The sequence below is a fragment of the Nocardioides sp. 1609 genome, from assembly GCF_004522105.1.
Taxonomy (GTDB): domain Bacteria; phylum Actinomycetota; class Actinomycetes; order Propionibacteriales; family Nocardioidaceae; genus Nocardioides.
This window is the reverse complement of the sequence record NZ_SPUJ01000008.1, coordinates 14,613-37,945: the sequence shown is the minus strand read 5'-3', so window position 1 is coordinate 37,945 and position 23,333 is coordinate 14,613. Positions and strand designations below refer to the sequence as shown.

Here is a 23,333-nt window from a genome sequence, read left to right as displayed (position 1 = left end):
TGAGCCACCACACTCGAGGCATGGACGACGTGGACCGGGTCGCCGCCGACCCGTGGGTCCGCGGGTGGCTGCTCGTCGGGGGCGTGATGGCCGCGGTCGCGGTGATCGCGTCGCTGCCCTGGCCGCTGTGGATCGGCTGGGGCTACCTGGGGGTGCTCTGCCTGGTCGACGCCCGGCGCGGCGCCCGGGGTGAGGTGGCCCACACCGCCGAGGAGCCGGGCGTGTGGCAAACTCGACCCGACGAGTGAACAAAGCAGCATCCTTCGCTCGCGTGCTCTGGGGTCGGTGCAATTCCGAGCCGGCGGTGACAGTCCGCGACCCGCTCACCTCCAGTGAGCGGTTGACCAGGTGGAACTCCTGGACCGACGGTGAAAGTCCGGATGGTAAGCGCACGCAGTGGTTCGCCGACGTCGCCCGAGCCTCGGGACCGTCCACGACCGTCGTCCCCGGAGTCCGTGAGCCCGACCGGACCGGAGACGACATGGGTGGCAACCCCGCGGCAGCGGCCGAGCGTGCGGCCATGCGCCGTGCGCTCGTGCTGGCCGCGACGCCCGGCGTCGCGATGGTCGCCGACACCCGCCGGGTCGGGTGCGTGCTGCTCGACGACGCCGGCCGCACGGTCGCCGAGGGCCACCACCGCGGTCCCGGCACCCCGCACGCCGAGGCCGACGCCCTGGCCCGTGCCGGCGCGGCGGCCCACGGCACGACGGCGGTGGTGACGCTCGAGCCGTGCCACCACACCGGCCGCACCGGCCCCTGCACCGAGGCGCTCGTCCGCGCCGGCGTGCGCCGGGTGGTCTTCGCCGAGGCCGACGCCAACCCGGTGGCCGCGGGCGGCCGCGCCGCGCTCGAGGCCGCCGGCATCGAGGTCGAGTCCGGGCTCCTCGCCGACGAGGCCGCCCGGCTGGCCGAGGTCTACCGGGTCGCCCTGCGCGAGCGGCGCCCGTTCGTCACCTGGAAGTTCGCCGCGACCCTCGACGGACGCAGCGCCGCCGCCGACGGCACCTCGCGCTGGGTCTCCAGCCGGGCCGCGCGCCTCGACACCCACCGGCTGCGCGCCCTGTGCGACACGATGCTGGTGGGCACCAACACCGTCGCCGTCGACGACCCGCTGCTCACCGTGCGCGACGAGGACGGCGTCCCGCTCGACGTCCAGCCGCTGCGCGCGGTGATGGGGGAGCGCGCCCTCGACCCGGCCCGACGGGTGTTCGACGGCGACGCCGAGACCGTCCGGCTCCGCACCCGCGACCCCCACGTGGCGCTGGCCGACCTGGCCGCCCGCGGCCGCCAGCACGTCTTCCTCGAGGGCGGGCCGACGCTGGCCGCCGCGTTCCTGCGGGCCGGGCTGGTCGACGAGATCGTCGCCTACGTCGCGCCGATGCTGCTCGGTGCCGGCCGGTCCGCGGTCGGCGACCTCGGAATCACCGGGATCGACCAGGCGTTCCGCCCGGTGGTGGACGACGTCACCGTCCTGCCCGGGATCGACGGCGAGGAGCCGAACGTCCGCCTCACACTCACCCCCCGCGCCTCGGGCGCCCCCGCGCCACGAAAGGACTGACATGTTCACCGGAATCGTCGAGGAGCTCGGCACCATCGAGTCCGTCGAGGACCAGGGCGACGCCATCCGCGTCACCGTGCGGGCCGCCACCGTGCTCGAGGACGCCGGGCTCGGGGACTCGATCTCGGTCAACGGCTGCTGCCTGACCGTCGCCGAGCGCACCGACACCACGTGGACCGCCGACGTCATGCAGGAGACGCTCGACAAGACGTCCCTGCACGGCGTCCGGCCCGGTGACCGGGTCAACCTCGAGCGCGCCGTCACCGCGGAGAAGCGGCTCGGCGGGCACATCGTGCAGGGCCACGTCGACGGCGTCGGCGAGGTGCTCTCCCGCACGCCCAGCGAGCACTGGGAGGTCGTCGAGGTGTCGCTGCCCTCGGAGCTCGGGCGCTACCTCGTCGACAAGGGCTCGATCGCCGTCGACGGCATCAGCCTGACCGTCGTCGAGGCCGGCACCGACCGGTTCACCGTCAGCCTGATCCCCGAGACCCTCGCCCGGACGACGCTCGGGACCCGGCAGCCGGGGGACCGGGTGAACCTCGAGGTCGACGTCCTCGCCAAGCACGTCGAGCGGCTGCTCGCCTGGCGCGACACGGATCCGTCGGTGACCCCGTGAGCCCGCTCGAGTGGCTGCTCCACGGCACCATCCCGGTCGGCGACGGCGCCCTCGCCGTCCGTGAGGTCGTCGGCAACGGCTTCGGCCTGGCCAGCGCCCTGTTCGGCATGCGCCGGCTGATCTGGGCCTGGCCGGTCGGCCTGGTCGGCAACGTCCTGCTGTTCACCGTCTTCGTCTCCGGCGAGCTCGGCGGGGTCACCGGCGAGCCGCTGTGGGGCCAGGCCGGCCGCCAGGTGTTCTTCGCCGCCGTGAGCGTCTACGGCTGGCGACGCTGGTCGGCGGCCCGCCGCTACGGCGGCGCGAGCGACGGCGGTGCGGTGGCGCCCCGGTGGGCCACCGGCGCCGAGCGGCTGCGACTCCTCGGCCTCGGCGTCGTCGGGTACGCCGTCGCCTACGTCGCGCTCCAGCGGATCGGCTCGTGGGGGGTGGCGACCGAGGCCTGGATCCTGGCCGGCTCGATGCTCGCCACCTACGGCATGGCCCGCGGCCTGACCGAGTTCTGGGTGGTGTGGCTGCTCGTCGACGTCGTCGGCGTGACCAGCCTGGTCCGGGCCGGCTACTACCCGACCGCCGGTATGTACCTGTTCTACGCGGTGTTCGTGGTCGCCGGCCTCGTCACCTGGTGGCGGGTCGGACGACGGGTCGAGCCCGTCGCCGCGTCCGCCGACAACCGCGGGGGCCACCCCCGAGAAGGAGCACTCACGTGAGCACCCCGACCACGGGCCCGACGACCGGCCCGACGACCGGCCGGGCCGCCGGGCAGGGCGTCCGGCTCGACAGCGTCGAGCGGGCGATCGCCGACATCGCGGCCGGCCGGGCCGTCGTCGTCGTCGACGACGAGACCCGCGAGAACGAGGGCGACCTCATCTTCGCCGCCAGCAAGGCGACACCGGAGCTGATGGCGTTCACGATCCGCCACTCCAGCGGCGTGATCTGCGTGCCGATGCCGGGTGCCATGCTCGACCGGCTCGAGATCCCCCTGATGACGCCGCACAACAAGGACAAGCTGCGTACGGCGTACACGATCTCGGTCGACGCCCGCGACGGCGTCAGCACCGGCATCAGCGCCGCCGACCGGGCCCACACCGCGCGGGTGCTGGCGGACTCCGCCACCGAGCCGTGGGAGCTCACCCGGCCCGGCCACGTCTTCCCGCTGCGCTACCGCGACGGCGGCGTGCTCAACCGGCGCGGGCACACCGAGGCCGCCGTCGACCTCGCCACCCTGGCGGGGCTCACCCCCGCCGGCGTCCTGGTCGAGGTCGTCAACGACGACGGCACGATGAAGCGGGCGCCGGAGCTGCGCGAGTTCGCCGACGAGCACGGGCTGGCGATGATCTCCATCGAGGACCTCGTCCGCTACCGCCGGCGCCACGAGAACCTCGTCGAGCGGGTGGCGGAGACGCGGCTGCCGACGCGCTTCGGCGACTTCACCGCCTACGGCTACCGCGTCAGCACCGACGGCTCCGAGCACATCGCGCTGGTCTACGGCGAGGACGGCGCCGACTCGCTCACCGGTCCCGACCCGGTGCTGACCCGGGTGCACTCCGAGTGCCTCACCGGCGACGTCTTCGGGAGCAGCCGGTGCGACTGCGGACCGCAGCTCGACGAGGCGATGGAGCGGATCGTCGAGGAGGGCCGCGGCGTCGTCGTCTACCTGCGCGGGCACGAGGGCCGCGGCATCGGACTGGTCGCCAAGCTGCAGGCCTACCAGCTCCAGGACGGCGGACGCGACACCGTCGACGCGAACCTCGACCTCGGGCTGCCGGCCGACGCCCGTCACTACGGCACCGCGACGCAGGTCCTCAAGGACCTCAAGATCGAGTCGGTTCGGCTGCTGACCAACAACCCCGACAAGGTCGAGAACCTCGAGCTGTACGGCGTCCCGGTCGCCGAGCGGGTCCCGCTCACGCCGCACCCCAACGGCCACAACATCGCCTACCTGCTGGCCAAGCGCGACCGGATGGGCCACCACCTCCCCGACCTGGACCAGCCCGACCCGGACCAGCCCGACCTGGCCGGTCACGACCCGCTCGACCCCCTGGAAGGAAACCTCTGATGGCCGGACACGGAGCACCCACCGACGAGCCGTTCGACGGCCACGACCTGCGGGTCGCCGTCGTCGCGGCGAGCTGGCACACCGTCGTCATGGACGGGCTGCTCGCCGGCGCGCAGCGGGCGCTGGCCGACCACCGGGTCGAGGACTCGGTCGTGGTCCGCGTGCCCGGCACCTTCGAGCTCCCGGTCGCCGCCGCGGCCCTGGCCGCCCAGGGATACGACGCCGTCGTCGCCCTCGGCGTGGTCATCCGGGGTGGCACGCCGCACTTCGACTACGTCTGCTCCGCCGCCACCGACGGGCTGGGCCGGGTCGCGCTCGACCACCGGACCCCGATCGGCTTCGGCGTCCTGACGTGCGACACCGAGCAGCAGGCGCTCGACCGCGCCGGGCTCGAGGGCTCGGTGGAGGACAAGGGCTACGAGGCGACGTCCGCCGCCCTCGCCACCGCCCGTGTGCTGCGCGGGATCGCCCGCCCGTAGGCTGACCCACCGTGAAGACGTTCGACGGGCTGTTTGCCGAGCTGACCGAGAAGGCCCGCACGCGACCCGAGGGGTCCGGCACGGTCGCCGAGCTCGACGCCGGCGTCCATGCCATCGGCAAGAAGCTGGTCGAGGAGGCCGCCGAGTCCTGGATGGCCGCCGAGCACGAGGGCAAGGAGCGCACGGCCGAGGAGATCAGCCAGCTGCTCTACCACGCCCAGGTGCTGATGATCGCCAGCGGCATCTCCCTCGACGACGTCTACGCCCACCTGTGAACGGGTCGCGGACCGGTGGCCCCGTGCCGCGGCCCGCGCACCCGGCAGCGCCCCCAGCCGAGAGAACCCCATGACCCTGAAGATCGCGATCCCCAACAAGGGTTCGCTGGCCACCGCGGCCGCCGACATCCTGCGCGAGTCGGGCTACCGGCAGCGCGACGACAGCAAGCAGCTCACGCTGTCCGACCCCGAGAACGGCGTCGAGTTCTTCTACCTGCGCCCGCGCGACATCGCGCTGTACGTCGGCGAGGGCACCCTCGACGTCGGCATCACCGGCCGCGACCTGCTCCGCGACTCCGGCGCCCAGGCCCAGGAGGCGCTGACCCTCGGCTTCGGGCGCAGCACCTTCCGCTTCGCCGGACCGCGGGGCCGCTTCACCGACCTCGAGCAGCTCGCCGGCACCCGGATCGCCACGTCGTACGTCGGCGTGGTGCAGGCCTTCCTCGACGAGCGGGGTCTCGAGGCCACCGTCACGCGGCTCGACGGCGCCGTCGAGTCGAGCATCCAGCTCGGGGTCGCCGACGTCATCGCCGACGTCGTCGAGACCGGGTCGACCCTGCGCCAGGCCGGCCTCGAGACCTTCGGGGAGCCGATCCTGCAGTCGGAGGCGGTGCTGATCACCCGCGCCGGCGCCGACGGCGCCGCACCGCCCGACGGGTTCCAGGTCTTCCGCCGCCGGGTCGAGGGCGTCCTGGTCGCGCGCAGCTACGTGATGATGGACTACGACGTCGCCGAGGCCGACCTCGAGGCCGCGATGCTGCTCACGCCCGGCATCGAGAGCCCGACGATCGCCCCGCTCAGCCGTGACGGCTGGTTCGCGGTCCGCGCGATGGTGCCCCGCGACGGCTCCCAGCGGTTGATGGACGAGCTCTACGACCTCGGTGCCCGCGGCATCCTGCTCACCGACATCCATGCCTGCCGGCTCTGAGCAGCCGGGGGCCGCGGGCCTGCCGGCGTTGCCCGTGACCTGGCGTCCGCTCGGCCCCCGCATCGCGGGGATCGCCGGTGGCAGCGCGCTGTTCGCGATCACCGCGCTGATGTGGTTCGTCGGGTTCGACCAGGAGACGCGCGACTCGGTGACCTGGCTGCAGCGCGGCACCGTGATCGCGATGTACCTGCTCGGGTTCTCCTGCCTCTACGCGCTGGCCCGGTGCCGGGCCGAGGCGCGCGAGGAGGGTCTGGTCGTGGTCAACGGCTACCGCAGGCGGGTCTACGACTGGGCCGAGATCGTCGCCGTCCGGCTCAACCCCGGCGCGCCCTGGGTGGTGCTCGACCTGGCCGACGGCACCACGGCGTCGGTGATGGGCATCCAGGGCTCCGACGGCGCGCGGGCCAAGCAGGCCGTGCGCCAGCTACGCCTCCTCGTCGACCGCGCGGATCCCCCACGTCACTGAGACGTCGCCGCCCGGCTCGAGGGTGAGCAGGTCCTCGCCGGTGCGGAACGCGTCGGCGTTCGCCGTCATCGGCTCGACGGCCACCGAGCGGCGTGCGCTCGCCGGCACGTCGTCGGCGGTGTACAGCTGGAACCACCGGACGCCGGCGTCGGCCCACAACGCGACGCCGCGGCCGGTCGCGGCGTCGCGCAGGACGACGGTCGCCTCACCCCGGTCGTCGCGCTCGAGGTCGGTGAAGGCGGTGTTGAGCTCGAGGTCGCCGACCGGTCGCGGCGTCCGGAAGTCGTAGGCCGTGCCCTCGACCGGTTCGCGGCCGACCGGGATCAGTGCGTCGTCGGTGACCGACCGGGTGGCCGCGGGCAGCGTCAGCTCCCAGCCGTCGACCGGCCCGTCGCCGACGGTGAGGTAGGGGTGTGCTCCCGAGGCGTACGGCGCGGGGGCGCCGGCCAGGTTGGTGGCCGACTGGGTGACGGTGAGCCCGTCGGCGGACAGGTCGTGGACGACGTGCAGGTCGAGGGTCCAGGGGTAGCCGGACTGCGCCATCAGCCGGTAGCGCAGCGTCACCGACGACGCCGTGTGCTCCTCGAGGGTCCACGCCACCCAGCGCGCCAGCCCGTGCGAGGCGTGGTGCCGCTTCGGCTCGGTGAGCGGCAGCTGGAGGTCGACCCCGTCGAAGGAGTAGCGCCCGTCGCGGATCCGGTTGGGCCACGGCACGAGCAGCTGGCCACGGCCGCCGAAGGACGTCTCGTCCTCGGCGAACCCGTCGACCAGGGCCCGGCCGTCGTGGGTCAGCGAGCGCAGCGCGCCACCGCTCTCGGTGACCACCGCGTGGTAGCCGCCGGCCGAGATCGCGAACTGGTCACCGCTGGGAGGGAGCACGGAGCCAGGCTCTCACCAGTTGGGGGTCTGCCCCGGGACGGTCCGCGGGAGCCGCGTGCCGGGCGCGGTGTAGATGTAGGAGACGCCGCCGGTGGAGCCCTGCCACACCTTCTCGAAGTTCTCGCGGGTGTAGACGTTGCGGACCTCCTCGTTGCTGCTCGAGGCCGGGTCGTTGAGGATCGGGTCGCCGTCGGCGGTGAAGCCGACGATGACCATCAGGTGCCCGTCGGTCGCGTAGCCGGCCTCCGGCATCTCCTCGAGGTCCCACGACAGCGAGGTGATGACGGGGATCCCGGCAGCGACGAACCGCTCGGCCTCGGCCAGTGAGCGCAGCCGGGTCACGAAGGCGTCGAGGCCGTGGCTGTGGGCGTAGGCGGCGTTGAAGGGCCAGTTGCCCGCGCCCTCGTAGGTGTAGTCCCAGGTGTGCAGGGCGGCGTACGGCACCTGCGGGTCGCCGTTCGGGGCGACGATGCCGGCGAGGTCGCGCGCGCTCGGGGCGAAGCGGCGTCCCCACCACCGCATCGCCATCGAGGACGACGTGGGGGAGCACCACACCTGGCCGCCGCCGCCGTACTCGGGGTACTCGCCGCGGTGGATGTTCTGCGAGTACCGCGGCACCCGCAGCTCGACAGCGCGACCCAGGGTGAACTCGCTGGTGGGCGGTGCCTCGTCGGGCACCAGCTCGCTGGTCATCGTCGTGACACCCTCGAGGGCGGGCCTCGTGCGCGCCCCCACCGGGCGCAGCAGCGTGACCCTCGTCTGGAAGGCCACCGGCTCCCGGCCGGTCCTGCTGGAGAAGGTGTCGGTGTAGACGGTGCCGTCGTCGTCGCGCTGGCCGTCGAGCGAGGTGCGGTGGATGTCGCCGGCCGCGAAGTCCATGCCGGAGGTCCAGCGACCCAGGACGTACCACTTCGTCCAGCTGCCGTCGGTGTGCCGGCCCCGGAACGACGTCTCGACCCAGGTGCCGGTCGGCGTGGTGGCGTTCCACGACGAGATCGCCTCGTCGGTGCTGTAGCCGAGCCGGACGACAGGCGAGGTCCACGTGCCCGCCTCGTAGACGCGGCCGGTCCCGTGGCCGTGCGGGTCGACGTACGGCACCTCGGCGAGGGTGCGGACCCGGTCGAGCTCGAGCCGGCCGCCGCGGACCCTCAGCCCGTCGAGCCGCCCGGTGCGGAAGTCGCGGCCGTCGTCCCAGCGGGTGAGGGTGGCGTCGAAGCCGTCGGTGGCGGCCGGCGGGCCGCCCGGTGCGGTGGCCCGGGCGGTGGGGACGGCGGTGAGGCCGGTGAGCGCGGTGGCGGCGAGCGCAGCGGCGGTCACGAGGACCCGCGTGGTGCGGCGGTGCTGGCCGGGGTGCTGGCCGGGGTGGTGCTGGACGGGCAGGGTCATCAGGTCGTCTCCCGAGATGGATGTTGACGGTGACCCGATCCTCACCCAGCCGGTGCGGTCCCGTCCACCAGCAGGTCGGCCCGCTCGCGGGTCCGGTGCCGCGCGTGGTGCGCGTCCTCGGCGTCCTGCCAGGCCAGCCACTGCTTGCGCAGGTGCCCGCCGTCGCGCTCGATCCCACGTCGGAGCCGGACGTCGCGGGGCGCCTCGACCCACACCAGCACGGTGGTCAGGTCGGCGTACGTCGACGAGCCGGAGCCGACCCCCTCGACGACGAGCAGGTCGCCGGTCAGGTCGTGGGGCGCGACGGTGACGGCCCCGGCGAACGCGCCGGCGTGCCAGTCGTAGCGGCGGTAGCGGCCCGGCTCGCCGGCGGCGAGCGGGACCAGCAGCGTCGCCAGCTGGGCGTCGACCCGGTCCAGGCCGGCCCAGCCGTCGTACAGGTCGTCCATGTGGACGACGGGCGCCCCGGTCGCGGCGGCGAGCGCGCGGGCGAGCGTCGTCTTGCCGGACCCGCCCGGGCCGTCGACGCACACGAGACGGGCCGCACCCAGCGTCGGGGCCCGGTCCTCGAGCAGCTCGAGGACCGTCTCGAGCGGCCCGCGGGGTCCGCTCAGCTGATGCCCCGGCTCTTGAGGATCGCCTCGATGTCGGCGAGGTCGTCGTCGATCGCGGGCGCGCCCTTGCGCCGGTTGGCCGCCGCCCCGGAGGCGGGCGCCGTCGTCGAGAACGCGGCTGGGTCGGTCGCCGCGCGCTGCTTCCCCTGCTTCTTCGGGGCCGGGGCCCCGCCACCACGCCGGTCGACGAGCCGGCCGGCCCCGAACAGCAGCACCGCGACCGCGGCCACCGCGATCCCGACCCACACGACGGGGCTGAAGACCAGCCGCACCGCCCAGTCGCCGATCGCGTCGCCCACCCGCGCGAACATCTCGAGCGTCTTGGTGAGGTACGCCGCCAGCGGGAGCAGGGTGATCCCCGCGCCCTTGAGACCGGCTCCGAGCCCGCGCCGCTGGTAGGCGACCCAGGTCGCGGCGCCGAAGACCAGGGTGAGGGCGAGGGCCAGCACGCCGTAGCTCACGTCGTCCATGGCGCCAGCCTGTCACAGACCGCCACACCGCGGCCTGTCCCGGCCTCGGTGGGGTCGGGTGATGTGACCGGTCGCCGACCCGGTGGGAGGATGGGTCACCGTGACCGACCTCCAGCCGCCCGGCGGGCGCCAGCTGCTGGCCCCGGCGTTCCCGGACGACGCCGGCGAGGCCGACCCCGCGCTGACGGCGGCGCTGACGGTGTACGCCGCCGACCCGGCCTCCCCGGCCGCGCTCGGTGGCGTGCTGGCCGCCCTGCAGTCCTCCCGCGTCCTGGTCCCGGTGGTCGCGGTGGCCGGCGAGGTCGAGCTCGACGAGCGCGGCCTGGCCCACGACAAGACCAGCGACATGGCCGCCGTCCTCGTGCAGGGCGCCGACGGCCGCCGGGGGTTGCTCGGCTTCTCCTCCACCGCGTCGCTCGCGACCTGGAACCCCGAGGTCCGCCCGGTGCCCGTCACCGCGCGGACCGCGGCGCTGGCCGCTGTCCAGGAGGGGGCGGCGGCCCTGCTGCTCGACCTGGCCGGGCCGGTCCGCGTCGTCGTCGAGGGCGACCACCTCCGCGCCCTCGCGGCCGGGTGGACCCTGGCCCGGGTGGGGGCCGACCTCGCCTGGATCGCGCCCGACCCGGCCCGATTCGGCGAGCCGGGAATCGTGCCCTAGCATTACGTGTTGACCGAGCAGTGACCGCACCCGTGTGGCCACTGCTCTACAAGCGGGGACCAGGTTCGATCGTCTCCCACCCGCACCGACCGCACGCTCCACAGGTCGTCGGGTCCGGTTCAAGGGCTCCGGCCTCGCACTCGTGCACACCATGCACGCTGAGCAGGCTCAGGTGGTCGTGGCTGGCTTCCGCTGACGTCATATCGCGGAAGCCTTCTCTGTTTTTCCTGACCAACCTCGTTCAGGGCTGCCGCGCCACCTGCTGTCTGACTACTGGAGGACCCATCAGCACCGAGCTCCGCATCAACGACCGGATCCGCGTACAGGAGGTCCGGCTCGTGGGACCCAGCGGCGAGACCGTCGGCATCGTGCCGACGGCCGACGCGCTGCGCCTTGCCCAGGAAGCCGACCTCGACCTCGTCGAGATCGCCCCCATGGCCCGACCGCCGGTCTGCAAGCTCATGGACTACGGCAAGTTCAAGTACGAGAACGCCCAGAAGGCCCGTGAGGCGCGCCGGAACCAGACGAACGTGATCATCAAGGAGATGAAGCTTCGTCCGAAGATCGACGCGCACGACTACGAGACCAAGAAGGGCCACGTCGTCCGGTTCCTCAAGGCCGGCGACAAGGTCAAGATCACCATCATGTTCCGCGGCCGCGAGCAGCACCGCCCCGAGCTCGGGTTCCGGCTGCTGCAGCGCCTGGCCGAGGACGTCACCGAGCTGGGCTTCGTCGAGTCCTCGCCCAAGCAGGACGGCCGCAACATGATCATGGTGCTCGGCCCGCACAAGAAGAAGGCCGAGGCCAAGCTCGACCACGCCGTGCAGAAGGCCGAGAAGGAGGCCGAGCGCGCCGCGGTCGTCGCCGAGGAGCAGGCCGAGCGCGACGCCGCCCACGCCGCCGGACCGGTGGCCAAGAAGCGCGAGCGTGGCCGTTCCGAGAACCTCGATCCCGAGATCGAGGCCTGAGACCCGACCAGACTGACCGGCGCCGCCGCCGCGGCCCCGGGACGTACGACGAGCACCACCAAGAGGAGAACAGTCATGCCGAAGAACAAGAGCCACAGCGGCGCCGGGAAGCGCTTCAAGGTCACCGGCTCGGGCAAGATCCTGCGGGAGAAGGCCGGCAAGCGGCACAACCTGGAGAAGAAGGCCTCCAAGGTCACGCGTCGCCTGTCGGGCACCGTCGAGGTGGCCAAGGCCGACAACAAGCGCGCCAAGAAGATGCTCGGCATCTGACCCTCGCACCACCCACCAGCACCGAGCATTCCGAGCAAGGAGTACGAAGATGGCACGCGTCAAGCGCGCAGTGAACGCCCACAAGAAGCGTCGGGTCACCCTCGAGCGGGCCAGCGGTTACCGCGGCCAGCGCTCGCGCCTGTACCGCAAGGCCAAGGAGCAGGTCACCCACTCGCTGGTCTACAGCTACAACGACCGCAAGAAGAACAAGGGCAACTTCCGTCGCCTGTGGATCCAGCGGATCAACGCCGCCGCCCGCGCGCAGGGCCTGACCTACAACCGCTTCATCCAGGGTCTCAACCTGGCCGGCATCGAGGTCGACCGCAAGATCCTCGCCGACCTGGCGGTCAACGACGTCGCCGCGTTCAACGTGCTCGTCGAGGCCGCCAAGGCCGCCCTGCCCGAGGACGTCAACGCGCCCAGGGTCTCGGCCTGAACACAGAGCCGACCCCGGCGCTGGCAGTCGGCAACAGCCGTCTGAAGGACATCCGGAAGCTCAGCCGCCGCTCGGAACGCTCCGAGCGGCGGCTCTTCCTTGCCGACGGACCCAAGGCCGTCGAGGGAGCGCTCGCGCTGCCTGGCTGCGTCGTCGAGGTCTTCGCGACGCCCGCCGGCGCCGGGCTGCTCCCGCCGCGCACCGACGTCACCCTCGTCGAGGACCGCGCGATGGACTCGCTCAGCGACTCCGTCAGCCCGGCCGGCGTCGTCGCGCTCTGCCGCTACCTCGACCGGCCGCTCGAGCACGTGCTCGACGGCGGGCCCGACAACGGGCCGGACAACGGGCCCGACCGGGCCCTGCGGCTCGTCGCGATCTGCGCCGACGTCCGCGACCCCGGCAACGCCGGCACCGTCGTCCGCACCGCCGACGCCGCGGGCGCGGACGCGGTCGTCCTGGCCGGGCACTCGGTCGACCTGTACAACCCGAAGACCCTGCGGGCCAGCGTGGGGAGCGTCTTCCACCTGCCGATCGCGGTCGAGCCGGACGCCGCCGCCGCCGTCCGGGCCGCGCGAGCCGCGGGGCTCACCGTGCTGGCCGCCGACGGCGCCGGCGAGCTCGACCTGCACGACACCGCGGCCGCCGAGGTGCTCGCGGCCCCGACCGCCTGGCTCTTCGGCAACGAGGCCTGGGGCCTGCCCGACGACCTCGCCGCGCTCGCCGACCACCGCGTCCGCATCCCGATCCACGGCCGCGCGGAGAGCCTCAACCTCTCCACCGCCGCCGCGCTCTGCCTCTACGAGTCGGCCCGGCACCACCGCTGACCGACCGGCGGGACGGCGGTCGGCGGGCCCTATCGTGGGCCCGTGACCGACCAGAGCCTCGCCGACACGTTGCCGGACGGCGTCGTGGTCACCGACGGCGACGGCGTCGTCACGCTGGTCTCGTCGGTCGCCGCGCGGATGCTCGGCACCGGGCCGGACGACGTGCGCGGGCGGCCGCTGCCCGAGGTGCTGCGGCTGCAGGGGCAGGCCGCCGACTGGGCGACCCACAACCGGCCCTTCGAGGGGCTGCGGACCCGGACCGGGATCCCCGAGCAGGCCTGGCTGCTGCCCGACGGCACCGAGGTGCTCGTCGCGGCGCGACTGCACCGCACCGAGCGGCTCGGGCCGGTGACGTCGATGGCGATCACGCTGCGGTCCGGCCGCGGGCGCGCCCGGCTCGACCGCGAGCGCTCCGACCTGGTCGCCACCGTCGCGCACGAGCTCCGCTCGCCGCTGACCGGGGTGAAGGGCTTCGTCCAGGCGCTGATCAACCGCTGGGACAGGCTCAACGACGACCAGAAGCTGCTGATGCTGCACACCGTGAACGCCGACTCCGACCGGCTCAGCCGCCTCATCGCCGAGCTGCTCGACGTCGCCCGGATCGACACCGGCCGGCTCCAGCTCTACCCCCGACCGGCCGACGCCGGCGCCCTGGTGAGCCGGATCGTCGAGTCCGTGGCCGCCGGCACCGCCACCGAGGTCCGCCTCGAGCAGGAGGCCGACCTGCCGCCGGTGATGGTCGACCCCGACAAGTTCGTCCAGGTCGTCACCAACCTCGTCGAGAACGCCGTGCGCCACGGCGACGGCGTCGTGCGGGTCACGGTGACCCGTCAGGCCGTCCCCGCCTCCGCCGACGGCCCGCCGGGCGTCCAGGTCACCGTCGCCGACGAGGGGGAGGGGATCCCGCGCGAGCTGCGCCGCCGGGTCTTCACGAAGTTCTGGACCAGCACCGGCGGGGGCTCCGGTCTCGGGCTCTACATCGTCAACGGGCTGGTCCGCGCCCACCGCGGCACGGTCACCGTCGACGACGCCCCGGGCGGCGGCGCCCTGCTGACCTGCACCTGGCCCGGGGTGCCGGCCGAGCTCGCCTAGGGAGAGGCCCGGCGGGCCCCGGTCGGGCCCCGGTCGGGCCCGGTCGGTCAGGGGCGCCACTCCGGGTCGCGGCCGTACCAGGCGACCAGCCGCTCCGTGGCGGGTCGGTCGTCGTCGACCGGGACGACGGCCCCGAACGGCACCTCGTCGGCGCCGCGGACCTCCGGGGGCAGGAACGCCCGCAGCGGCGCCAGGCACGGCTCGGCGAGGCGGTCGTCGAAGCCGGTGGTGTCGCCGAGCGCGGCCGCGAGGTCCCACGCGTGGGCGCAGAGCTCGCTGGTGTAGGCCAGCATCGCTCCCGCCGCCGGCATCGCGCCGGCCGGGTGGGTGACGGTGCGACCGAGGACGTCGGGCTCGGCGAGGGCGGCGGCGAGGTCGGGCTCGCGGGCGGCCCAGGCGGCTGCCCAGCCGTCGTCGGCGACGCCGTCGACCGTGCGCGGCAGCAGGTCCGGGTCACTCCCGCGCAGGATCGCCGGGATCCGGTCCGCGACGGCGAGCAGGTGCGAGAGCAGGTCGCGGACGGTCCAGCCGTCGCAGGGCGTGGGGCGGTCGAGGTCGTCGGCGCGGACCCGGTCGATCCGGACCCGGGCCTGGGCGGCGGCGGCGAGGACGAGGGCGCGGGGATCGGTGCTGGTCTGGGTGCTGGTGTCGGTGGTCATGTAGCCAGTCTCGAGGCAATACCTGACACCTCCTGTCAGGTTTGTCTGGCAGGATCCGGGACGTGCGCGCCGACCGCCTGCTCCGCCTCCTGCACCTGCTGCAGCGGCACGGCCGGCAGCCCGCCGCGCGGCTCGCCGAGCTGCTCGAGGTCTCGGAGCGCACCATCCTGCGCGACATGGAGGCGCTCTCGGCGTCCGGTGTGCCGGTCTACCTCCAGCGCGGCCGGGGCGGGGGGTGCTCGTTGCTGCCCGGCTACCGCAGCGACGCCAGCGGCCTGACGACCCGCGAGGCGCAGGCGCTCTTCCTCGGCGGTGCCCGGGGCGCGACCAGCGAGCTCGGCCTCGGCCCCGAGCTCGGCAACGCCCTCGCCAAGCTCGCGGCCACCGTGCCCAGCGGCACCCTGGACGAGGCCGACGCCCTGGCCGCCGTCCTGGTGGTCGACCGGCGCCGCTGGTTCGCCGCCGCCGAGCAGGTGCCGGTGCTGCCGCTGCTGCGGGAGGCCGCGACGGGCGCGCGCCGCCTGCGGATCCGGTACGCCGCCGCCGACGGCAGCGAGGGCACCCGCACCGTCGACCCGTACGGCCTGGTCGAGAACGCCGGGCGCTGGTACCTGCTGGCCGCGCACCGCGGGCGACGGCGCACCTACCGGGTCTCGCGGATCCAGGACGCCGTCGTCCTGGCCGAGCCGGCGCGCCGCCCGGCCGACCTCGACCTGGCCGCCGAGTGGGAGGCGTCGCGGCGGACGATGGAGGTCGGCGAGTCGGTCGAGATGGACGTCGCCGTCGCCCCCGCGGCGCTCGCCCTGTTCCGCCGGCTGGCGACGTTCCAGGTCGCCACGGGCGCCGGCGCCGTCGACCTGCCGGCGGTCGTCGGCGACCCCCGCACCCGGCTCCGGCTGGTGATGCGCACCCGGTCCCAGGCGATCGGACTGCTGCTCACCTTCGCCGGCGACGTCGAGCTCCTCGCGCCGCCGGACCTGCGCGCCGAGCTGGTCAGCCGCGCGGAGGCGGCGCTGCGGCTGCACGCGAGCGATCCGGGCGCCGGGCCCGGGTGACCGGCTGGTGCACCACCGAGTACAGCTCGCCCTCCCACCGCTTGAGCCCGGCCACCAGCACGAAGCTCATCGTGACCAGCAGGGCCCACGACCCGATCTTGGCGGCGTGCACGACCTCCCACCCGTCGACCTGGCCGGGGTAGGCCCAGGCGCCGAGGTACGTCGCGAGGTTCTCGGCCGCCCAGACGAAGAGCCCGATGAGCACGAACGACAGCGCGAGCGGCATCCGGTGGCGCTCGGTGCCGACCGAGAAGCCCACCCAGGCGCGGCGCAGGACGACGAGCCCCAGCACCGCGAGCGGGACGCGGAGGTCGACGATCCAGTGGTGGGTGAAGAAGTTGGCGTAGACCGCGACGGCGACCACCGTCGCGGGCACGGCGTCGAACCCGCTGACCCGGAGGTCGAAGCGACGCCACGCCTGGCACACGTAGGACCCCACGGCGGCGTACATGAAGCCCGCGAACAGCGGGACGTCCCACACCTTCGTCACGGCCCCCTCGGGGTAGGACCACGACCCGACCCCCACCTTGAAGACCTCCAGCGCCAGGCCGACCAGGTGGAAGGCGACGATCACCAGCACCTCGCGCCAGGTCTCGAGGCCGAGCGCCCAGAAGCCGAGGGTCAGCACGACGCACCAGGCCAGCAGGGCGTCGTACCGGGCCAGCGGCAGCGGGACGACGTGCGCCACGACCAGGCCGGCGAACAGCGCGGCCGCGAACAGGCACGACTGGGCCTCGATCCACGCGAACCGCACGAGCTGGACCAGGAGGCGCACGACGCCACCGTACGGCCGGGGTGCGGGCGAGGTGCGGGTTGAGACCGGCGCCGGCGAGGCGGCCGGGGCGGAACCGGTTCGCGACGGGAGGGGCGTCGTTCCTAGACTCACCACCATGTCAGGACCCAACACCGACTACGACCCCGTGGAGGTCAGCACCTTGAAGCCCGACGAGGTCGACGCCGCCCGCGACGCGGCCCTGGCCGCCATCGGCGCAGCCGCCGACCTCGACGCGCTCAAGCAGGTGCGGATCGACCACACCGGTGACCGGTCCCCGCTGGCCCTGGCCAACCGCGAGATCGGCGCGCTGCCGCCCCAGGCCCGCAAGGAGGCCGGCCAGCGCGTGGGTCAGGCCCGGGGCGCCGTCGGCAAGGCGCTCGCCGCCCGCCAGGTCGTGCTCGAGGCCGAGCACGAGGAGCGGATGCTGGCCGAGGAGACCGTCGACGTCACGCTGCCCACCGACCGCGTGCCCGCCGGCGCGCGGCACCCGGTCACCACCGGCTCCGAGCTGATCGCCGACATCTTCGTCGCGATGGGCTGGGAGGTCGCCGAGGGTCCGGTCATCGAGGCCGAGTGGCTGAACTTCGACGCGCTCAACCTCGGGCCCGACCACCCGGCGCGCACCATGCAGGACACGTTCTGGACCGATCCGGCCGACAACGGGGTCGTGCTGCGCACCCACACCTCGCCGGTCCAGGCGCGCACCATGCTCACCCGCACGCCCCCGATCTACGTCGTCTGCCCCGGCCGGGTCTTCCGCACCGACGAGTACGACGCCACGCACAGCCCGGTCTTCCACCAGGTCGAGGGCCTCGCGATCGACGAGGGCATCACCATGGCCCACCTCAAGGGCACCCTCGACCACTTCGCGACCGCGATGTTCGGCGAGGGCATCGTGACCCGCTTCCGCCCGTCGTTCTTCCCCTTCACCGAGCCGTCCGCCGAGGTCGACCTGGTCTGCTTCGTCTGCCGCGGCACCGCGTTGAACGCCGACGGCACCGACGTCTGCCGCACCTGCCGCGGTGAGGGCTGGATCGAGTGGGGAGGCTGCGGCGTCGTCAACCCGCGGGTGCTGCGCGCCTGCGGCGTCGACAGCGACCGCTACACCGGCTTCGCCTTCGGCATGGGCATCGACCGCACGCTGATGTTCCGCCACGGCATCGAGGACCTCCGCGACCTCTTCGAGGGCGACGTCCGCTTCACCACCGCTTTCGGATCGGAGCTCTGATGAAGGCCCCCGTCTCCTGGATCCGCGAGTACGTCGACCTGCCGGCCGACGTCACCACCGAGCAGCTCGCGGCGCGGCTGACCGCCCTGGGACTCAAGCTCGAGGCGATCGAGGCGCCCGGTGACCAGATCACCGGCCCGCTCGTCGTCGGCCGGGTGCTCACCCGCGAGCCCGAGCCGCAGAAGAACGGCAAGACCATCAACTGGTGCACCGTCGACGTCGGCGCCGCCAACGGCACCGGCGAGCCCCAGGGCATCGTCTGCGGCGCGCACAACTTCGACGTCGGCGACCTGGTCGTCGTCGTCCTGCCCGGCGGCGTGCTGCCGGGCGGCTTCGCGATCTCGGCGCGCAAGACCTACGGCCACGTCTCGGCCGGGATGATCTGCTCGGCCGCCGAGCTCGGGATCAGCACCGAGCACGACGGCATCATCGTGCTGCCCGCCGACGCCGGCGAGCCGGGCGCCGACGCGTTCGACGTGCTCGGGCTGCACGACGACGTCATCGAGTTCGAGATCAACCCCGACCGCGCCTACGCCCTGAGCCTGCGCGGCATCGCCCGCGACGCCGCCCTCGGCTTCGGCGCCGCCTTCACCGACCCCGCCGACCTCGGCGGACGGGCGCTGCCGGCCGCGAACGCCGACGGCTACCCGGTCGACGTCCAGGACGCCGAGGGCTGCCCGCTCTTCGTCGCCCGGCTCGTCGAGGGCTTCGACCCGACGGCGGCGACGCCCGACTGGATGGCCCAGCGCCTCGTCCAGGCCGGGATGCGACCCATCTCGCTGGCCGTCGACGTCACCAACTACGTGATGCTCGAGATCGGCCGGCCCATCCACGGCTACGACGCCGACCGGCTCACCGGCACCCTCGGTGTCCGGCGCGCCACCGCGGGGGAGCGGCTCACCACCCTCGACGGGGCCGTGCGCACCCTCGCCCACGGCGACCTGGTCGTCACCGACGACTCCGGGATCATCGGCCTCGGCGGCGTCATGGGGGGCGCCGACACCGAGATCACCGACGCGACCACCCGCGTGCTCATCGAGGCCGCCCACTGGGACGCCGTCTCGATGTTCCGCACCGGTAAGCGGCACAAGATCTCCTCCGAGGCCGGCAAGCGCAACGAGCGTGGCGTCGACCCGACCGTCACCGAGGCCGCCGCCGACCGCGTCGTCGAGCTGCTCACGACCCACGGCGGCGGCACCGCCGCGCCCGGCGTCACCGTCGTCGGCTCCGCGCCCGCGCAGCCCACGATCGACATGGCCTCCGACCTGCCCGAGCGGATCACCGGGATGTCGGTCCCGCGCGAGACGACGCTCGCGCACCTGCGCGCCGTCGGCTGCATCGTCGACGAGGCGCGGGCCGAGGTCGCGACCCTGCTCACCGTCACCCCGCCGCCGTGGCGTCCCGACCTCACCGACCCCCACGACCTGGTCGAGGAGGTCGCCCGGGTCGTCGGCTACGACCAGGTGCCGTCGGTGCTGCCGAGGCCGGGTGCCGGCCGCGGGCTGACCCGCGAGCAGCGGCTGCGCCGTCGCGCCGGCCGCACCCTGGCCGGGGCGGGGCTCGTCGAGGTGATCAGCTTCCCGTTCGTCGGTGACGCCGTCCTCGACCAGCTCGGGCTGCCGGCCGACGACCCCCGGCGCCACACCGTGCGGCTCGCGAACCCGATCTCCTCGGAGGAGCCGGGCTACACGACCACGCTGCTGCCGGGCCTGCTCAGGGCCGCGGCCCGCAACCTGGGTCGCGGCGCCCCCGGCGTCGCCCTCTTCGAGACCGGCACCGTCGCGTTCCCCGCCGACCGCGGCCCGGCCCCGATCCACGGCGTCGACCGGCGCCCCACCGACGAGGAGCTCGCCCAGCTGTACGCCGCCATCCCGGTGCAGCCGCTGCACCTCGGCGTCGTCCTCGCCGGTGAGCGCGAGCGCGCCGGCTGGTGGGGCAGCGGTCGCGACTCCGCCTGGTCCGACGCCCTCGCCGTGGTCCGCCGGCTCGGCGCCGAGCTCGGCCTGGCGGTCGAGACCCGCGCCGCCGTCCGGGCGCCGTGGCACCCGGGCCGCTGCGCGGAGGTGCTCGTCGGTGGGCGGCCCGTCGGCCACGCCGGCGAGCTGCACCCGAAGGTCTGCGCGGCGTTCGACCTGCCGAGGCGCAGCGCGGCGGTCGAGATCGACCTCGACGTCGTGCTGGCCGAGGCCCGTGACGTCGTCCCGGGGCCGTCGTTCTCGTCCTACCCGCTCGCCAAGGAGGACGTCGCCCTCGTCGTCGACGACGCCGTCACGGTCGCCGCGGTCGAGGACGCGCTGCGGTCCGGGGCCGGCGAGCTGCTCGAGTCGATCCGACTCTTCGACGTCTACACCGGCGAGCAGGTCGGCAGCGGCCGGCGCTCGCTCGCCTTCGCGCTCCGCTTCCGCGCCCCCGACCGCACCCTCACCGAGCCGGAGACCAGCGCCGCCCGCGACGCAGCGGTCGCCGCGGCCGTGGAGCGCTGCGGTGCCGTCCAGCGATAGGCCGGGCCGACGTCGGTGAGCGGCCGTGGGATCGGGCTGCGGCTGCTCGCCGAGGTCTCGTACGCCGGCCGGGCCGTCACCGGTGAGCGCAGCCAGGCGCTGCTCGCCGTGCTGGCTGCCGCGCGCGGCCGGGTGGTGGGGGAGCGGGTGCTGGTCGAGGCCGTCTGGGGCCCCGACGACGTCCCCGCCAACCCCGCGAAGGCGCTCCAGGTCGTCGTCTCGCGGACCCGGACGCAGACCGCGCCGGAGACCGTGGTCCGGGCCGACGGCGGCTACCGGATCGGCCTGGCCCCCGACGACGTCGACCTGACGTCGCTCGCCGGGTCGGTCGACCTCGCCCGTCGTGCCGAGCAGGCCGGTGACCTCGTCGGGGCCCGTGACCACGCGCGGCCCGCGCTCGCCGTCCCGGTCGCGGACACCGGCGCCGCGCCGGACGCCGTCGAGGACGCCCGGACGACCGCACGCACCCTGCAGGCCGAGGCGGTCGGTGTCCTGGGCCGCGCGTGCTCGGCGCTCGGCGAGCACGCCGAGGCCCTCGCCCTGCTGCTCGGCGTGCCCGAGCCCGACGAGGCGACGCTGGCCGCGCTGCTGCGCAGCGAGGCCGCCGTGCACGGGGCGCCGACCGCGCTGGCGCGCTACGAGGCCCACCGCACCTCGGTGCGCGACCGCCTCGGCGTCGACCCCGGCCCCGCGCTCCAGGCCGTGCACGCCGACCTGCTCGCCGCCGACAACCCGGTCCGCACCGGCGTCCGGTTCGACGCCACCACGCTCGTCGGGCGCGACGACGACGTGCGGGCGCTGCGCGCCCTGGTGCGCGAGTCGCGGGTCACCTCCATCCTCGGGCCGGGTGGCCTCGGCAAGACCCGGCTGGCCCACCTGCTCGGCCGCGAGGCCGAGCAGCCCGTCGTCCACTTCGTCGAGCTCGCCGGCGTCGCCTCCCCGGACGACGTCGTCGGCGAGGTCGGCTCCGCGCTCGGCGTCCGCGACTCGGTGAGCGGACGGCGGGTGCTCACCGCCGAGCAGCGCGCCGACGTGCGCGGCCGGATCGCCCAGCAGCTCGACCAGGCGCCGACCCTGCTGATCCTCGACAACTGCGAGCACGTCGTCGCCGCCGTGGCCGACCTGGTCGCGGCCCTCGTCGCCTCCACCAGCCGCCTGCGGGTGGTCACGACGACGCGGGCGCCGCTGGCGATCGCCGCCGAGCGGGTCTTCGCGCTCCGCCAGCTCGACGAGGACGCCGCCGTGCTGCTGTTCCGGCAGCGCGCCGAGGCCGCCCGCCCCGGCGTCCGCCTCGACGAGGACGCCGTGCGCCGGGTGGTGGCCCGGCTCGACGGGCTCCCGCTCGCGATCGAGCTGGCCGCGGCGAAGGTCCGGGCGATGTCGGTCGCGGACATCGACCGCCGCCTCGACGACCGGTTCGCGCTGCTGCGCGGCCACGACCGCGGCGCACCCGACCGCCACCAGACCCTGCTCGCGGTCATCGACTGGTCCTGGAACCTGCTCGACGACGGTGACCAGCGCGCGCTGCGCCGGCTGTCGGTCTTCCACGACGGCTTCTCCCTCGACGGGGCCGAGGCGCTGGTCGGTCCCGAGGCGCTCGCCGCGCTGGAGTCGCTGGCCGGGCAGTCGCTGGTGACGGTGCGCGACGACGACGACGCGATGCGCTACCGGATGCTCGAGACGGTGCGCGAGTTCGGGCGCCAGCGCCTCGACGACGTCGACGAGCACGACGACGCCCGCTCGGCGCTGCGGGCCTGGGCGGTCGACGTCTCCGCCCGCGCCGCGACCGGCCTGTACGGACGGGACCAGGTGGCCGTCGTGCGTCGCCTGGTCGTGGAGGAGAACAACCTCGCCGACGTGCTCCGCGAGGCGCTCGCGCAGGGCGACCCGGAGACCGCCGTCGTCCTGCTGGGGGCGCTCGGCAGCTCGTGGACGATCCGGGGCGAGCACGCCCGGGTGATCGCCGTCCTCGACGCGTTCGAGCAGGTGGTGGACGGGTGGGACCCGCCCGCAGAGCTGGCCGACGCCACGGCGGGCGCGGCCGGCGTCCTGGTCATGAACACCGCGGTCGCCGAGATGACCCAGCCCCCGCGGGTCCGGGCCCTGTTCGAGCGCCTGGCGCCGGCGTCGCGCGACCCCGGCACCCGGGCGCTGTCGAGGCTGCTGTCGGCCTCCGACGAGATCACCGATCCCGACCTGATGGCCTTCGCCGACGACCCCGACCGCCACCTGGCGATGCTCGCGCTGCAGTGGTCGAGCCACGGCCTCGAGAACCGGGGCGACCCGGAGGGCGCGGCCGCCGCGGCGCTGCGCGCGCTCGACCTCTGGCGCGAGGACGACGGCCCGTGGACCCGGGCCCTGCAGCAGACCCAGCTCGCCGGGATCTACTCGCAGCTGGGACGCATGGACCTCGCCACCCCGCACGCCCACGCCGCGCTCGCCGTCCTCGACGCGCTCGAGGCCGACGACGACGCCATCCAGCTCCGGGCGATCCTGGCCTACGGCGCCATCCTCGCGGACCGCCTCGACGACGCCGAGCGGCTGCTCGACGAGATGGCCGCGCGCCGCAGCACCGGACTGTGGGGCGGCACCGTCGTCGTCCCCGCCACCCGCGCCGAGCTCGCGCTCGCCCGCGGCGAGGTGGCCGACGGTCTGGCGCTGTACGACGAGGCCGTCGCCCACGTGCGGGTGCTCCGGTTCCCGGGGTTCCGGATCGAGGAGGGCTTCGAGCCCTGGACCCTGTTCGCCGAGAGCGCCGCGCTCACCGCCCACGCCCGCCACGGCGGCGGCCGGGGTGGTGACCTGCTCCACCTGGCGCTGCTCGGCAAGGCCGAGCGGGTGCTCGACCCCGACCGGGTCCGCCTCGACCTGCCCGTGGTCGGCTGCGTGCTGCTCGGCCTGGGCGCGTGGGCGCTGCTGCGCGAGGGCGACGTCGACCGGGGCGTCGGACTGCTGGCCCTCGCCGAGCGCTGCTCCTACAGCCGCTACTCGCCCTCGATGGCCTGGGAGCCCCTCGCCGCCGCGGCCGAGGCCGCCGCCCCCGGCGAGCTCGACCGCGTGGTCGCGTCCTACGACGGCCGCCGCGGCGCCGACGTCGTCGCCGCGGCCCGCGCCGCCCTCGCGCGGCTGGGGTAGGGCCG

25 protein-coding genes and 1 riboswitch are annotated in these 23,333 nt (G+C 74.5%); of the genes, 19 read left to right on the top strand and 6 right to left on the bottom strand.

Features of this window, described 5'->3' with window-relative positions; genetic code table 11:
- Positions 1 to 20 precede the first annotated feature (20 nt).
- From E4623_RS19945 to E4623_RS19905, 9 genes are all read left to right on the top strand, one after another.
- Entirely contained in the window at positions 21 to 248 is a 228-nt protein-coding gene (locus E4623_RS19945; RefSeq protein WP_134768331.1) for a hypothetical protein, read from the top strand.
- Positions 249 to 267: 19 nt separating this feature from the next.
- A riboswitch (FMN riboswitch) is annotated at positions 268 to 397 on the top strand.
- 123 nt (positions 398 to 520) lie between these two features.
- Positions 521 to 1,558, top strand: a complete 1,038-nt coding sequence (ribD, locus tag E4623_RS19940) for a bifunctional diaminohydroxyphosphoribosylaminopyrimidine deaminase/5-amino-6-(5-phosphoribosylamino)uracil reductase RibD (protein ID WP_134768330.1) — start codon at positions 521 to 523, stop codon at positions 1,556 to 1,558.
- A gap of 1 nt (position 1,559) precedes the next feature.
- Positions 1,560 to 2,174, top strand: coding sequence for a riboflavin synthase (locus E4623_RS19935; protein ID WP_134768329.1), 615 nt, complete (start codon positions 1,560 to 1,562; stop codon positions 2,172 to 2,174).
- Entirely contained in the window at positions 2,171 to 2,881 is a 711-nt protein-coding gene (locus tag E4623_RS19930) for a nicotinamide mononucleotide transporter family protein (protein WP_134768328.1), read from the top strand. The genes E4623_RS19935 and E4623_RS19930 overlap by 4 nt, the downstream gene beginning before the upstream one ends.
- The gene (locus E4623_RS19925; RefSeq protein WP_134768327.1) at positions 2,878 to 4,230 is read left to right on the top strand and encodes a bifunctional 3,4-dihydroxy-2-butanone-4-phosphate synthase/GTP cyclohydrolase II; all 1,353 of its coding nucleotides are present in this window, start codon (positions 2,878 to 2,880) and stop codon (positions 4,228 to 4,230) included. Before E4623_RS19930 ends, E4623_RS19925 begins: the two co-directional genes overlap by 4 nt.
- Positions 4,230 to 4,709 carry a 6,7-dimethyl-8-ribityllumazine synthase gene (gene ribH, locus E4623_RS19920; RefSeq protein WP_134768326.1) on the top strand — a complete coding sequence of 160 codons (480 nt, stop codon included), beginning with the start codon at positions 4,230 to 4,232 and terminating at the stop codon, positions 4,707 to 4,709. Before E4623_RS19925 ends, ribH begins: the two co-directional genes overlap by 1 nt.
- A gap of 11 nt (positions 4,710 to 4,720) precedes the next feature.
- The gene (locus E4623_RS19915; protein WP_134768325.1) at positions 4,721 to 4,984 is read left to right on the top strand and encodes a phosphoribosyl-ATP diphosphatase; all 264 of its coding nucleotides are present in this window, start codon (positions 4,721 to 4,723) and stop codon (positions 4,982 to 4,984) included.
- A 70-nt stretch (positions 4,985 to 5,054) separates the two neighbouring features.
- The gene (gene hisG / locus E4623_RS19910) at positions 5,055 to 5,912 is read left to right on the top strand and encodes an ATP phosphoribosyltransferase (protein ID WP_134768324.1); all 858 of its coding nucleotides are present in this window, start codon (positions 5,055 to 5,057) and stop codon (positions 5,910 to 5,912) included.
- The gene (locus tag E4623_RS19905; RefSeq protein ID WP_134768323.1) at positions 5,896 to 6,378 is read left to right on the top strand and encodes a PH domain-containing protein; all 483 of its coding nucleotides are present in this window, start codon (positions 5,896 to 5,898) and stop codon (positions 6,376 to 6,378) included. The genes hisG and E4623_RS19905 overlap by 17 nt, the downstream gene beginning before the upstream one ends.
- On the opposite strand, the gene E4623_RS19900 is transcribed toward E4623_RS19905, so the two are convergent.
- From E4623_RS19900 to E4623_RS19885, 4 genes are all read right to left on the bottom strand, one after another.
- A complete protein-coding gene (locus E4623_RS19900) occupies positions 6,337 to 7,257 on the bottom strand; it encodes an aldose 1-epimerase family protein (RefSeq protein WP_134768322.1) in 921 nt (306 codons plus the stop codon). The two genes, E4623_RS19905 and E4623_RS19900, sit on opposite strands and share 42 nt — an antisense overlap.
- A 12-nt stretch (positions 7,258 to 7,269) precedes the next feature.
- Positions 7,270 to 8,643, bottom strand: a complete 1,374-nt coding sequence (locus E4623_RS19895) for a C39 family peptidase (protein ID WP_134768321.1) — start codon at positions 8,641 to 8,643, stop codon at positions 7,270 to 7,272.
- Positions 8,644 to 8,684: 41 nt separating this feature from the next.
- Positions 8,685 to 9,176 (bottom strand): AAA family ATPase, encoded by a 492-nt coding sequence (locus tag E4623_RS19890; protein WP_245155190.1) that lies wholly within the window; start codon positions 9,174 to 9,176, stop codon positions 8,685 to 8,687.
- A 77-nt stretch (positions 9,177 to 9,253) separates the two neighbouring features.
- Positions 9,254 to 9,727, bottom strand: a complete 474-nt coding sequence (locus tag E4623_RS19885) for a hypothetical protein (protein ID WP_134768320.1) — start codon at positions 9,725 to 9,727, stop codon at positions 9,254 to 9,256.
- 100 nt (positions 9,728 to 9,827) lie between these two features.
- Between E4623_RS19885 and E4623_RS19880 the strand changes: the two genes are divergently transcribed.
- From E4623_RS19880 to E4623_RS19855, 6 genes are all read left to right on the top strand, one after another.
- Positions 9,828 to 10,385 (top strand): SseB family protein, encoded by a 558-nt coding sequence (locus tag E4623_RS19880; RefSeq protein WP_167736768.1) that lies wholly within the window; start codon positions 9,828 to 9,830, stop codon positions 10,383 to 10,385.
- Between the two features lie 218 nt (positions 10,386 to 10,603).
- On the top strand, positions 10,604 to 11,353 hold the full coding sequence (gene infC, locus E4623_RS19875; RefSeq protein ID WP_348537305.1) for a translation initiation factor IF-3: 750 nt from the start codon (positions 10,604 to 10,606) through the stop codon (positions 11,351 to 11,353).
- Positions 11,354 to 11,428: 75 nt separating this feature from the next.
- A complete protein-coding gene (gene rpmI, locus E4623_RS19870) occupies positions 11,429 to 11,623 on the top strand; it encodes a 50S ribosomal protein L35 (RefSeq protein ID WP_134768319.1) in 195 nt (64 codons plus the stop codon).
- Positions 11,624 to 11,672: 49 nt separating this feature from the next.
- The gene (rplT, locus tag E4623_RS19865) at positions 11,673 to 12,059 is read left to right on the top strand and encodes a 50S ribosomal protein L20 (RefSeq protein ID WP_134768318.1); all 387 of its coding nucleotides are present in this window, start codon (positions 11,673 to 11,675) and stop codon (positions 12,057 to 12,059) included.
- A gap of 230 nt (positions 12,060 to 12,289) precedes the next feature.
- Positions 12,290 to 12,883, top strand: a complete 594-nt coding sequence (locus E4623_RS19860; protein WP_348537302.1) for an RNA methyltransferase — start codon at positions 12,290 to 12,292, stop codon at positions 12,881 to 12,883.
- Positions 12,884 to 12,925: 42 nt separating this feature from the next.
- Positions 12,926 to 13,975 (top strand): ATP-binding protein, encoded by a 1,050-nt coding sequence (locus tag E4623_RS19855; RefSeq protein ID WP_134768317.1) that lies wholly within the window; start codon positions 12,926 to 12,928, stop codon positions 13,973 to 13,975.
- Positions 13,976 to 14,022: 47 nt separating this feature from the next.
- On the opposite strand, the gene E4623_RS19850 is transcribed toward E4623_RS19855, so the two are convergent.
- Entirely contained in the window at positions 14,023 to 14,634 is a 612-nt protein-coding gene (locus tag E4623_RS19850; protein WP_134768316.1) for a TIGR03086 family metal-binding protein, read from the bottom strand.
- Between the two features lie 62 nt (positions 14,635 to 14,696).
- On the opposite strand from E4623_RS19850, the gene E4623_RS19845 reads away from it, so the two are divergent.
- On the top strand, positions 14,697 to 15,689 hold the full coding sequence (locus E4623_RS19845) for a WYL domain-containing protein (protein ID WP_134768315.1): 993 nt from the start codon (positions 14,697 to 14,699) through the stop codon (positions 15,687 to 15,689).
- On the opposite strand, the gene E4623_RS19840 is transcribed toward E4623_RS19845, so the two are convergent.
- A complete protein-coding gene (locus E4623_RS19840; RefSeq protein ID WP_245155189.1) occupies positions 15,628 to 16,464 on the bottom strand; it encodes a DUF817 domain-containing protein in 837 nt (278 codons plus the stop codon). The genes E4623_RS19845 and E4623_RS19840 overlap by 62 nt on opposite strands.
- 115 nt (positions 16,465 to 16,579) lie before the next feature.
- On the opposite strand from E4623_RS19840, the gene pheS reads away from it, so the two are divergent.
- Genes pheS through E4623_RS19825 form a run of 3 tightly spaced genes read left to right on the top strand, consistent with a single transcriptional unit; the run spans position 16,580 to position 23,328 of the window.
- On the top strand, positions 16,580 to 17,692 hold the full coding sequence (gene pheS, locus E4623_RS19835) for a phenylalanine--tRNA ligase subunit alpha (RefSeq protein ID WP_134768313.1): 1,113 nt from the start codon (positions 16,580 to 16,582) through the stop codon (positions 17,690 to 17,692).
- Entirely contained in the window at positions 17,692 to 20,193 is a 2,502-nt protein-coding gene (pheT, locus tag E4623_RS19830) for a phenylalanine--tRNA ligase subunit beta (protein ID WP_134768312.1), read from the top strand. Before pheS ends, pheT begins: the two co-directional genes overlap by 1 nt.
- 15 nt (positions 20,194 to 20,208) lie before the next feature.
- Positions 20,209 to 23,328, top strand: coding sequence for a BTAD domain-containing putative transcriptional regulator (locus E4623_RS19825; RefSeq protein ID WP_209020795.1), 3,120 nt, complete (start codon positions 20,209 to 20,211; stop codon positions 23,326 to 23,328).
- Positions 23,329 to 23,333 lie beyond the last annotated feature (5 nt).